This is a genomic window from Pseudoalteromonas sp. CuT4-3 (assembly GCF_035666335.1).
Lineage (GTDB): Bacteria > Pseudomonadota > Gammaproteobacteria > Enterobacterales > Alteromonadaceae > Pseudoalteromonas > Pseudoalteromonas atlantica.
The window spans coordinates 2,848,992-2,861,912 of sequence record NZ_CP142030.1; the positions used below are offsets into that span (position 1 = coordinate 2,848,992).

The 12,921-nt window shown below is 42.0% G+C and carries 8 protein-coding genes; 1 reads left to right on the plus strand and 7 read right to left on the minus strand.

Translation table 11 applies throughout. The annotated features are described in order from the left end of the window. Positions 1 to 87: 87 nt before the first annotated feature. The 6 genes from VOI46_RS13165 to VOI46_RS13190 all read right to left on the minus strand — a co-directional run bounded on the left by VOI46_RS13165 (position 88) and on the right by VOI46_RS13190 (position 6,286). Positions 88 to 750 (minus strand): peroxiredoxin-like family protein, encoded by a 663-nt coding sequence (locus VOI46_RS13165; RefSeq protein ID WP_004586079.1) that lies wholly within the window; start codon positions 748 to 750, stop codon positions 88 to 90. 79 nt (positions 751 to 829) lie between these two features. After that, on the minus strand, positions 830 to 1,558 hold the full coding sequence (locus tag VOI46_RS13170; RefSeq protein ID WP_004586078.1) for an SIMPL domain-containing protein: 729 nt from the start codon (positions 1,556 to 1,558) through the stop codon (positions 830 to 832). A gap of 138 nt (positions 1,559 to 1,696) precedes the next feature. Next, complete coding sequence (locus tag VOI46_RS13175) at positions 1,697 to 2,320, minus strand: 3'-5' exonuclease (RefSeq protein WP_004586077.1); 624 nt, start codon at positions 2,318 to 2,320, stop codon at positions 1,697 to 1,699. 15 nt (positions 2,321 to 2,335) lie between these two features. Further along, positions 2,336 to 4,174 carry a DUF294 nucleotidyltransferase-like domain-containing protein gene (locus tag VOI46_RS13180; protein ID WP_004586076.1) on the minus strand — a complete coding sequence of 613 codons (1,839 nt, stop codon included), beginning with the start codon at positions 4,172 to 4,174 and terminating at the stop codon, positions 2,336 to 2,338. Positions 4,175 to 4,287: 113 nt separating this feature from the next. After that, the gene (locus tag VOI46_RS13185; RefSeq protein ID WP_004586075.1) at positions 4,288 to 6,012 is read right to left on the minus strand and encodes a sodium:solute symporter family protein; all 1,725 of its coding nucleotides are present in this window, start codon (positions 6,010 to 6,012) and stop codon (positions 4,288 to 4,290) included. Positions 6,013 to 6,022: 10 nt separating this feature from the next. Continuing rightward, positions 6,023 to 6,286 (minus strand): DUF4212 domain-containing protein, encoded by a 264-nt coding sequence (locus VOI46_RS13190; protein WP_004586074.1) that lies wholly within the window; start codon positions 6,284 to 6,286, stop codon positions 6,023 to 6,025. 392 nt (positions 6,287 to 6,678) lie between these two features. On the opposite strand from VOI46_RS13190, the gene VOI46_RS13195 reads away from it, so the two are divergent. Further along, on the plus strand, positions 6,679 to 10,119 hold the full coding sequence (locus tag VOI46_RS13195; RefSeq protein ID WP_004586073.1) for a PAS-domain containing protein: 3,441 nt from the start codon (positions 6,679 to 6,681) through the stop codon (positions 10,117 to 10,119). An 83-nt stretch (positions 10,120 to 10,202) separates the two neighbouring features. Here VOI46_RS13195 and VOI46_RS13200 read toward each other — a convergent pair whose 3' ends face one another. Continuing rightward, positions 10,203 to 12,899, minus strand: a complete 2,697-nt coding sequence (locus VOI46_RS13200; protein WP_282337598.1) for a DUF2339 domain-containing protein — start codon at positions 12,897 to 12,899, stop codon at positions 10,203 to 10,205. Positions 12,900 to 12,921: the final 22 nt, after the last annotated feature.

Sequence of the window (12,921 nt, forward strand, 5' to 3'; positions counted from 1 at the left end):
AGAAACTTTAAATTAACCCAAAAGTAGCTAATTTACTTGGCTACTTTTAGGCATAAAGCGAGCTTGCTTGAGTGCTTACTGTAGTGCTTACTGTAGTGCTTTTAAAGCATTAATTATATCTTGCGGCTCTGAGCGGGTGCGGTAATCAACATCAACATAGCGCCACGTCACTTTACCTTGGCTATCTAAAACAAACGTGGCAGGAATAGGTAAAATACTGCCATTGCCGTTATTAAGCGACTCTAAATCAAGGCCGCGGTCTTCACGCATATGCTCTAATAAAAATGCAGGTACTTGCCACGCAACGCCATAGCTTGCTGCTACATCTGCATTTTGGTCACTCAGCACAACAAAATCCATATTACGTATGTCGTTTTCGCTCATTGAGCCATCGGGCGCTTGCGGGCTAATAGCCACCAGCTGTGCGCCTAATGCGTGAATTTCAGGTAGGCGTGACTGCAATGCTTTTAGCTGTAAATTACAATAAGGGCACCAACTACCACGATAAAAAGTTATAACCACAGGCCCTTTTGCAAGTAGCTCATCTAATAAAACTTGCTCAGCGTGCTGGTTAGGCAGTTCAAAGCGTGGGGCATTTTGATCTAAATTAAGTGCATCTGCCCCTTCTTGAAACGCTTTTGCCTGAGCAATGGTTTCATCAACGCCTTTCATAAAATCAGGGTTACCTTTTCGCCCTGCAGCTACTTTTGCCTCGGTTTGTGCTTTTAACGTGTTGCTTTCATCGCTCATAATACTGCTACCTTCAAATTAATCAAAAACATAAAACTAGCTTACAGTACGAACATGTATTTGAAATGAAATTATTAATTTAATCAGTTATCTCTAAATCAAACACCACGTTTATGGATGATTTAAAGCTTATTGTTGCCTGTAAATCGTTACTACGTATTTGAGGAAAAGAGTTATTATCATGCTGCGCCCTGTGCATCTTGGTTATGGCTGTACTAAAACCACTGTCATAGTTGTTTTTAGTTGAGCGAATAGTGCGTACTTCACCTACTTTTGCATTGAATGAATCAGCAAGTAAATCCGCTTTTATTTTTGCATCTTCAATTGCTAACTGTGTGGCTTGCGCTTGTAATTGCTCAGATTTTGAAGATAAAAACGCAATATTTTGAATGGCATTTACTTCTTGGTTCAATAAAAAATCGGTTAAATCGCTCACACGCTCAATACTGTTTAGCGTTACTTCAAACGTTCTTATCGCTGCGTATTCGCTAAGGGCCTGATGCCCTGTTTCAATATAATCCATTCCTGTTTTTTCAATTTTAACGTTTGAGGCAACTACGTCATCGGCGCTTATTTCAAATTGATTGAGCCCATCTATTAATAACTTCACTTTATTCTCAAGCGCGTTATTGGCGGCATTCGGCTCATTTTTAACACTATTCACCTTAAATAGTATTTTAGCCATGTCAGGCTCAACTAATACCTCAGCAGTGCCTTGCACTGAGATATGACGATTGGCAGGTAAGCTCGAATTAGCAAAAGCGATCACAGGGAATAAGGTTAGAAGAATAGTGGTAATGAGTTTCACGTCGTTCCTTAAAGTAATTAGTTAAATAATGATTACGTAACCGTACCTATAATCATACAGTTGAAAATAAAAGTAAACTGCCCTTTATTGTAAGCAAGAGTTTACCTCGCGCGGCATAAAGCCGCGCCTACAGCCAACCTAGGTTAACTCACCCACTTTTAGCTCTTTACCACGGTTTATTTGGTAGCACTGGGCTAGTAGTAATTCTGCAGTGGCCTGTGCGTCTGTAAGTGCGTTATGGCAATGATAGCTTGGTAACTCATAACGTTTGCGACACGCACTTAGGGTTAAATCATCTTGTTTTATTTCTGCGCCTTGGCAAATAAGGCGCTTTTTTTCTATGTGGAGGGTGTCGAGTATTAGCTTTGGTTGCGCACTTATATTAGCGTTTTTAAGGGCTGCTTTTAAAAACCTCCAATCCAGTATGGCGTTATGAAAAACTAAAATATGGTCACTAAAATCACGGCTTAGCTGCGTTAATATAGTGTGCAGGCTTTGTCCTTTAGCCACAGTGTCGTCAATAATGCCGTGAAAAACAGGGCTTTGCTCTAGGCTTTTTACATCCTTGTTTATTAAATGCTGAGACTCACTCATTTTTATACATTGGTTATCTATTTTTACCCAGGCTACTGAGACAATTTCATGCTGGTTTACATCAAGCCCAGTAAGCTCTAAATCAATCACTAAATAGCGTTGCGTTAACGCGTTTTGACTTAATAAATTTCGCCTTTTTATATACTTACTGAGCCATTTTTTTACCACAGCGCTTACCTCTTGTTACAAACTGCCACGGGCAAATTTAAACGCCGCGGCTTGCTGCGCTTGTTTTACTAAATAAAAAGCCTCTTTAAGCTGATGGCGCTCTAATGAACTTAATTTATCGGGGTTTATGCAGTTACTTGGCAAACCTTCTTCGTTTATTTGCGTACTAAAACGTAACTGAGTTAAAAATCGCCAGCAATCTTTTAAATTATAAATATCGTCTTTATTTAGCAGTGAATGCTTAAGTAAAGCATCTAAACGCTCTTGGGTATTGGCGCGTTTTATTCCGGCTTTTAACGCATATAAACGCACTATGTCGTTAATGATCACCACACCGCGCTTTTTTAAATCTATGTATTTATGGTTATTATCATTTTTTTGCGTTTTAAGTTTATTAAACAAGCCAATAGGCACTGAACTGGCTCTTATGTCGGTTGCCATAGCAGCATAAAACAACTCATCGCGCGATATTCTGTTTAACTGCTCGCAAAAGCCGCTATATAGAGCATTGGAGCCTTCAATAAAGCGCAAATCAAAAAATATTTTACAGTTAAGCATGGCACTTGGGGTTGGGCTTTTTATCCATTTAAAAAAGCGCTCGCACCACTGGCTTACACTCATTCTGCATTCATCGCTGCTGGCCATAATATTACCCGGGCAACGCCTAATGCCGCACTCTACTAACTGCTCACATACAAACTCCCCCATGTGTTTAAAGTAAGCTTGGTGTTGCTCGCTTAAGTCATCTGGGAGTAATAAGCCGTTGTCTTGATCTGAATGTAGGGTTTGCTCTTCGCGTGCTTGCGAGCCAAAACATATGAAGCAAAAGCTGGTGGGGGCTGCGCCATTTTCTTCTTGAAATAAATGAATAAGACGCGAGGTGAGTGCATCGGTTAAGCCGCTGAGCAACTTACCAATTAGCGATATGTCTTCTATGTTGTACGAAAAACTTCGCAGTAACTCAGGGATTTCTCCCGCATAACGTTTTAAATCGGCAATGCTGTGGGCTTTATAAATGCGGCCAATAAGCTGCACAGGGTCGCTTTTTTGCTGGCGCAGTAAATCGGTACTGGTAAGCATACCCAAAGGCTTATGGTTTTCATCAAGTACAGGTAAATGATGAATATTGTATTTAAGCATTAAATGCAAAGCAGAAAACACCCGATTGTTTTCAAATATAAATTTAGGCTTTGCACTCATTATGCTGCTAACCGCATCTTGTGGGTCGACTTCATCGGCCAGTACACGGTTACGTAAGTCGCGGTCGGTCACTACGCCCACTAAAATGGCGTGTTCGGTGATCATAATTGACGATACACCGTGTTTTTTCATTTTTTTAGCGGTTTGCCTAATACTGGCATCGGGGGCTAAGGTTATGGCGGTGCGGGTCATCAGCTCAGATATTCTGCGCTCAGACCAGCTATCGTTTTTACTTTTATAATGTGATGAAAGTAAACGATTGGCGTGCGCGCGTACAAAATATTGCTCAAACGGTTTGTATTGATGACGTAAAAAATCAAAATGCGTTTGCGCAAGCATATACACTATGCCCTCTTTTTGTACCTGTAGCCTATTTTGAATCGCCTCTCCTGTTAATAAAGAAGGGTAGCCAAAGTAATCCCCCTGCGCTAAACGCTTCACTACATCGCCTTTTGCATCCACTAGGTCGTATAAGCCAGAGCGAATTAAAAAAAGCTTTGGGGTTTGCGTTTGCAGCCACTGCGCTTGGTTTTCTCGGGTTAAATAAACACTATCAATATGGCTTACAAAATACTCACACGCACTGTCGTGTAGCATGCTAAATGGCGCCTGCATACACACAAACTGGGCAACTTCCTGCTGCTCTACACTCATTGCTGTACTCTTAAAAAGTATACACAAAACCTAATGTACTCATTATTTGAACAAATAAAAAGCCCGACTAAAGTCGGGCTTTTGGTGCTTTATTTTTAAGTAGGCTTAGCGCATTAATGTGCGTGTGCTTCACCTGACCCTTTAGGATTACGAATACCTTCCACCATTTGTTGTATTTCAAGCGGTGTCGATTTTGTTAATTTAAGTACGGTTGCAGCAACCACAAAGTTAATGATCATCCCCACTAAGCCAATTCCTTCGGGCGAAATACCTAAGAACCAATTTTCTGGGCTATTAAGCTCAGGGCTTACAAATTTAAAGAAGATAATATACGCAGCGGTAAAGCCTATACCGGTCACCATGCCAGCAATTGCACCTTCTTTATTCATTGTTTTAGAGAATATCCCCATAATAATTGCTGGGAAGAAACTCGCCGCCGCTAAACCAAAGGCAAAGGCGACCACCGATGCAACAAACCCAGGCGGGTTAATCCCAAAGTAAGCCGATATAACAATGGCAATCATCGCAGCTAAGCGAGCAGCTAGTAGCTCTTGTTTATCGCTTATGTCGGGTTTAAGGGTTCGTTTAAGTAAATCGTGCGACACTGAGGTTGAAATAACCAGCAATAACCCCGCTGTGGTTGAAAGCGCAGCAGCAATACCACCGGCCGCAACTAATGCGATTACCCATGCTGGTAAATCAGCAATTTCAGGGTTAGCCAGTACCATAATATCGCGGTCTACTTTTACTTCGTTTGCGCTTGTTGGGTCTTCTACCTTGCCGGCGGTGTAAAACATTTTGCCGTCGCCGTTTTTATCATTAAAGGTAATTAAGCCCGTACGCTCCCAGTTTTTGATCCACGCTGGTGCTTGTGCGTATTCTGTACCGCTACCATCTTTACCGTTAATGGTGTCAATCATGTTTACACGTGCAAACGAGGCAACCGCCGGTGCAGTAGTGTAAACAATGGCAATAAATACAAGTGTCCATGCTGCTGAAATACGGGTATCTTTAACGCGAGGTACAGTGAAAAAGCGAACAATTACATGCGGTAAACCAGCAGTACCCACCATTAATGCGCCGGTAATAGCAAATACGTCAATCATGCTTTTAGAGCCTTCGGTATATTGTGCAAAGCCCAACTCTGCGCTTAACCCGTCTAGCTTATCAAGTACATACATGCCTGAGCCATCACTTAATGTGGCACCAAAGCCGGTTTGTGGGAAGAAGTGGCCTGTCATCATCATTGAAATAAAGATAGCGGGCACAAGATAGGCAAACACAAGCACACAGTACTGCGCTACTTGCGTGTAGGTAATGCCTTTCATGCCGCCAAGTACCGCATAAAAGAATACAATCACCATTCCAATGTAAACACCGGTTTCAATTTCTACTTCTAAAAAGCGCGAAAATACCACGCCTACTCCACGCATTTGTCCAGCAATATAAGTAAAACAAATAAAGATGGCACACAAAATAGCAACAACACGTGCTGTTTGTGAGTAGTAACGGTCGCCTATAAAGTCAGGTACAGTGAATTTGCCAAATTTACGTAAGTAAGGCGCTAAACACATAGCGAGTAATACATAGCCGCCAGTCCACCCCATTAAGTAAACACCGCCATCGTAACCTGCAAACGAAATAATACCCGCCATTGAAATAAACGACGCTGCGCTCATCCAATCGGCTGCGGTTGCCATACCATTGGCAAGCGGAGGTACGCCGCCCCCTGCCACGTAAAACTCATTTGTAGAGCCTGCACGCGCCCAAATTGCAATGCCGATATAAAGCGCAAAACTTAAACCAACAATTATAAATGTGAGTGTTTGAACATCCATTACCTAGCTCCTATTCGTCTACGCCGTATTTTTTATCTAACGTGTTCATTTTGAAAACGTAAACAAAAATCAAAGCTACAAAGGTGTAAATAGCGCCCTGTTGTGAAAACCAGAAGCCAAGTTTAAACCCAAAAAAACGTACTTCATTCAGTACATCTACCAGTAATATGCCAAAGCCAAATGAGACCACAAACCACACTGCTAGTAACTTAAACAGTAGTGAAATGTTTTCTGCCCAATAAGCTTTTGCTTGCTCTTCATCTTTAAAAGCCATTTTTATTTTCCCCTTTAAGCATTGCATAATTGCAATGAGTGGTTTTTTTATAGTCGGTTATTAATTTAGCAACGCGGCGTGAAGAGTGAAGTGAGACCATAGTCGTAACAGCCTGTTAACGTTTACGTAAACTGCAAATGCAATTGTATTTAAAAATACAATTACACATAATTTTCAGTAGGTTAGCTTTTACCTAAGTGCGTTAACGGCAAAATTTAAGTGGCTTTGTGTAAAAATGCGACATTAGTCTAATAAATCATCAACAATATAAATAATCATTTAAAATCAACACAATAAAAACAACGTTAATATTTTGCATAAAATTGTGCACGCACACTTAAAGTTATCTCTGGTATTGTGTGTGGGTATAAATAATAAGGTTTAATAACAACATGACTGCTGTACTGATTTTTGTAGCATTAGGCTATATTGGGGTGCTGTTTTGGCTTGCTAATTGGGGCGATAAAACAACACCACTTGCTAAACGGATTAGCCATCATCCTTTTGTGTATTCGTTATCGTTAGGGATTTATTGTACCTCGTGGACGTACTATGGTTCGGTTGGTACCGCCGCCACCAGTAGTTGGAGCTATTTACCCATTTTATTGGGCCCTTCATTGTTGTTCTTTTTTGGCCAAGGCTTTTTACGCAAACTGGTATTAGTAAGTAAAAAGCAAAACATTACCACCATTGCCGATTTTATTTCTGCCCGCTACGGTAAACGTCAAACCAGTGCAATACTGGTCACTGTTATTGCCCTACTTGCTACCATTCCCTATATTGCGCTGCAGTTAAAAGCACTCAGTACCAGCTTTTTGCTTTTGCAAAACAGCAATCAAATATCTGGCGAAATGCTTACCCTCACCGCCACGTTAATTATGGCGCTGTTTGCAATATTTTTTGGTACCCGTAAGGTAGATGTTACCGAATACCGCTCTGGACTTATGCTAGCAGTTGCCTTTGAGTCAATGATAAAGCTTATTGCGCTTATTGCCGTCGCTGGCTTAGCCTTGTACACCTTATTTAATTTACCCACCCTTAGCGGCGACAAAGTCACAGAGTCGATTTGGCAACACTGGGGCAACTTTAACTTTTTTAGTTTTAACTTTATTGGCCAGTCACTTATGGCTGCCGCGGCCATAATTTGTTTACCACGGCAATTTCATGTCACCGTGGTAGATAACCAAGACAAACGCCATTTATTTACTGCTCGCTGGGCTTTTCCGCTGTATTTATTACTCACCGCCGCGATGATAATTCCTATTGCTACTGCCGCAATTCACCCAAGTATTGGTAGCAGTTTTTCACCCGACAGCTTTGTATTAGCGCTACCGCTTATTCACGACCAAGCTTTTTTAAGTACCTTTGTATTTATTGGCGGGCTTTCTGCAGCCACCGCCATGATAGTGGTGGCCACACTTACGCTTAGCACCATGATCTCTAACGATGTAGTGCTGCCGCTTATGCTACGCCGTAAATTTAAGCGCAACTTAATTACCAGCAGTTATAAATCGCAAATTTTATTAGTCAGGCGCTTTACCATAGCCGGCATACTTATATTGGCTTATTTTTATCAGCAATGGTTTGGCCATGGTAGTGCGCTGGCCAGTATGGGGCTGGTGGCATTTTCGTTAGTAACGCAGCTGCTCCCGGCTATTGTGGGCGGGCTTTACTGGCGAAAAGGCCATGCTTATGGTGTATATGCGGGGCTATTAGCGGGTTTTATTTGTTGGGTATTATTTTTAATGATGCCAATTTTAGATGCCGGCAGTGCCCTTGATAGCGAGCTTCAGCAAACCCTTATTACACGCGGCACTCTGATAGCCTTATTTGCTAACATTGGTTGTTATATTAGTTTTTCGTTAGGGGCAGAAGAGCGCTTGATAGATAAAATTCAGGCCGCTGCATTTGTTAACCCTAAAGATCAGGCTATTTTATCGCGCCGCTTAAACAAAAATGTTAAAGCCACGGTTTACGACTTTAAAATACTGCTGCAAACCTTTTTAGGTATTCAGCGCAGCCAACAAGTACTGGCGCACTTTTCACTTTCGCACCAGCTAAGTGACAATAATGCCCACCCCGAGCCCGAATTTATAGCCTACTGCGAGCGTGCGTTAACTGGGGTATTAGGGGCGTCTTCGGCGCAGGCGCTAATACGTACGGTTTCATCGGGTAAACGTATGGCCTTTGAAGAGGTGGTTAACTTTTTTGACGAAACCACACAAGCATTGCAGTTTAACCAAAACTTGCTGTATACCTCGCTCGAAAACTTAAGCCATGGTATTTCGGTGGTCGATAAAGATTTAAAACTGGTGGCATGGAATAAGCGCTACAGCCAAATGTTTGGCTACCCCGACGGCTTTTTAGAAGTGGGGCAACCCATAGAAGATATAATAAGGTACAACGCAGTCCGCGGTGAATGTGGCCCAGGCGAAATAGAGCGCCAAGTAGAAAAACGCGTTCAGCATTTAAAAAATGGTAGCTCGCATCACTTTATTCGCCACCGCCGTAATGGCCAAGTGTACGAAATGATAGGTAACCCCCTACCCGATGGCGGCTTTGTAACGAGTTTTTCAGACATTACAAACCATATAAGTACGCAAAATGCGCTTGAAGAAATTAACATGGATCTTGAAAACCGCATTGAGGCGCGAACTCAAGAAGTGCAAACCATTAATAAAGACTTACAAGCCCAAATAGATAGCCGAGTAAAAACAGAGCAAGCACTTACTTTAGCCAAGCGCGAAGCAGAGCAAGCCAACGACAGTAAAACGCGATTTTTAGCACTGGCTAGCCACGATATTTTACAGCCCCTTAACGCGGCGCGTTTATACCTTGCAGCCATTGATGAAAAGCAGCTTGATACAACTAACCAAAATAGCTTTAATAAGCTTGGCCACAGTTTAGACTCAACCGTGCATTTAATGTCGGCCTTACTAGAAATTGCCAAGTTAGAGCAAGGCGCAATGACCCCAACCCCTCGGCACTTTTGTATAAACGATATACTTATGCCACTGCAAAGCGAGTACGCTATTTTATCAAGCGATAAAGGCTTAAAACTAACCGTGCGTTCAAACGCACAAATTGTGCATAGCGACATTACCTACTTGCGCCGAATTATACAAAACTTAGTGTCTAATGCGGTTAAATACACTGAAACAGGGCGAGTATTAATAGCGTGCAGAAACCGTAAACATAATTTACGTATAGAAGTATGGGACACCGGCCCAGGTATTAGCCAAATAGAACAAGCTAAAATATTTAACGACTTTTACCGTATAGAAGCCGGTGATAACAAAGGCGTTGGTTTAGGGCTTGGCGTTGTAAAACGTATGGCCGATTTACTTAGCTTAGAGCTTGATGTGCACTCAGAGCCCGGTAAAGGGAGTCGCTTTAGTATTGAAGTACCCTATGGGGATGCGCAATTTGTACAACAAAAAGCAACGGCCAGCAGTTTAGTAGAAAACCGCGACGCGATTAACATAGTCGCGGTAGACGATGACCCCGAAAACCTAGCGGCAATGGCCAGTTTACTTAAAAAGTGGCAAGCCAATTACACCTTGTTTGACGATGTAAATAAAGTACTCGCGCACGCTAAACAGCACACAGCGCCCGATGTAATTTTAATGGATTACCAATTAGGTAATGATTGCGATGGTATTTCGCTTATAAAAACACTGCGTGATACATGGCAAAGCGAAGTGCCCGCCATACTTATAACTGCCGTACGCGACACCGAGCTTAAACAAGAAACCAAAGCGGCTAATATTCATTATTTAAGTAAGCCTATTAAGCCAGGTAAGCTTAAAGCTTTACTTAATCACAGCACGTAATAGCCAATTGGCAGCAAAAAATAAGCCCAGTATTAGCTGGGCGCTTATTTATGTGCTTAACAAAGCGTTGGAACCCTAAATTATTAGGCTGGTTTGGCTTGGCTGCGTAGTTTTTGAAATAACCAACTTAGCCCCACTAACGACAAGCCTAAGCCAATAAACGACAGCGCTTTTAAAAGCCCCGTTAAATTAGCCATGTCCACTAAGAATACTTTTAAAATAACGGCTGCCAATAATCCTAACCCTATCTTTTGGATTAATAGCTGATTTTTTAAATGCCCTAGCACCACAGTAATAGCCCCTAACACAAGCCAAATAACCGAGTAGCTATAAAGCTCTGCGTTGCTTGCACCTGTTGATAAGTAAATATAAGGGCCTTGCCAGTATTGGCGTATAAAGCCATTAATTGCCAACACACTCAATACACCCGCTACTGTGAGTATAAATGACGCAGCTTTTGTATACAGCGGTTTAATTAACGTATAAAGCCAAAACACGAGACCCGCAGGCACTAACCAAAGCAAAAATAGCCAATTAAATACAAAATATTCGCCAATATAAATAGACCTTAAAAATGGATTAGCGTTTAGTAAGGTGCTCAGTGCAGTAACACCCGCAGCACCTGCTAATGCTATGCCTGCCACTTGGTATAATTTAGCTAAGCTACCGGCAATACGAGCACGGTGTAAATATACACAACCCAGCGCAAGCCAATTACAGGTGAGTAAAGCTTGTTCGTAAAAGCTCAAAGAATCAAACTGCGGATAGTGCCCTACCAGTTGATAGCTGGTTTCGGTGGTAATAAATAACGCCAAGCAATGCAGCGCTGCGCCTTCAAGCCAAACTTTTAACTGCGATGCGTTAAAGCATTTGGCTGCAGTGTAAAATAACACCACACACAAAGGATAAACTACTAAGCTCCAGTGCACACCCAATACACTAAGCGCCTCGTAACTTGGGGTCCACGGTGACAGTGTAAGGCGAAGTAGTAATGCAGCCACCAGCGCTTTAATTGGCCAATGTGGCATAGGCACCCGATAGCGGTTTATTAACACGCTAATAAGTAAAACTTGAATAGCCAGTGCAATGGTTAGCCCGCTGTCATTTAATAACATAGTGATAGCAAGCGTGATGTTGGCATTTGCCCCCACCCAATATGTAAAGCGCTGAAAAAGCGTTGCGCCACCTATTGCGCACCTAATTAAAATGGCGCTACTTGTAAGTAGTATCACTGCCCACAATGGATAGGCTGCGGCCAACGCATGGTTTGGGATTATAGCGTATAAGGTGGCAATCATTATAAATACGCTAAACGAGGCAGTAATATGAAAAGCCAATCGTTTAGGCTGCCACTTTATACCAAAATAAAGCCCATATACGCTGAGCGCTAACCCTAAAAAGATAGCGCCACCATATTGGTGCCTAAATATAAATAGCGAGTCAGAATAATCAGCATAATAAGAAGGCGTGCTTAATAGCCAGAGTACAGCTATTAACATCGCCACCCCTTGCCATAAATCCCAGCGGCTATTTTTAAGCACTAAAAACAGCAATGTTAATATGCTTAACGCATTTATTATTTGCCACTGTAAGTAGTTATTACTATCAAAAAGCATAGCCAGTAACAAAGGTACAATACAGGCAAGCATTAAAGGGTTACTAGGGAGTGCGTTTATTAGGCGCTTTAAACTATGTGGGCGAGTTTCAACCACCGCAAGTTTTAACCCCAAGCGTGGCACGGCAATTAAACCAATAACACTTAATAGCCCATACGTGCCCATAAGCCAAATGGTGCTGCTGTTAGCTAAAGTAAAGCCAACAACATACCAGCTAAAATGCCCCGCCCAAAGTAAATACCACAGCCATGCACGCTGTACTTTATACGCGACCAGCGCAGCAGATAAGCTCACAAACCCAATGTACATATAAAGCGCAAATAAATTATTGCTGCCGGTATTAATCAGCACGGGGACACAATAAGCACCAATAATACCTAGTACGGCTAATACTGGGCCAAGCATTATTGCCATAGCGCTCGCACTGATGGCAATAACCCCAAGGACAACAAAGGCTGTTAAAGGGCTGATCATGTTATAGCTGCTATACGCTAATAAGGTCAGTGCAAAGCACGTAATAAAACCCCCACTGGCAAGCGCTGCAGGTATATAGTTATTAAACCCTTCAAATACACTATTTTTGTAATGCATATAAGCTGCGGCTGCAATTAAGCCACCACCAAATAAACCGCCTAGGGTTAATCGCATTGCAGGAGAGAGCAACCCGGCTTCTAAACTGTACTTTGCTAAAAATATACCGCCTAGCGCCAATGCGATTGCGCCTATCCAGGTCATCCAGTTTTGTTCAAAGTCGCTACGCAGTTTTTCAAAAAAAGAAGTGAAAAGTGTGGGTTTGAGATTTTTACTGCCTTGCTTATGTTTACTGGCAGAAGCATTACCGGGAGGCTTTATTGCTGAAGCTGGCGTTTTTACCTGGTCACGAGGCTGATTGGATTGATTAGGACTAACTTGATTAAAAGTCGCTTCATTGCTATTTGCTTGGGCCGTGTATGCATGTTCAGCTGTGGAGCAATCGGTGCTTTTATTTGCGTTTTCAGCGTGGCTTTGTGCGTTGTTAGCTATTTCTAAACTAAGTACTTTTGCTTTTAATTGGGTAATTTCTTGCTTTAAATTACTAAGTTGTGCAATTGCTACAATACCGCAAATAGCACCGGCCATTATTGCAAATGCAAATAAACCCACTATTCCTAAAAACTCATCCATGGCACGCTCTTTTTATTTATTA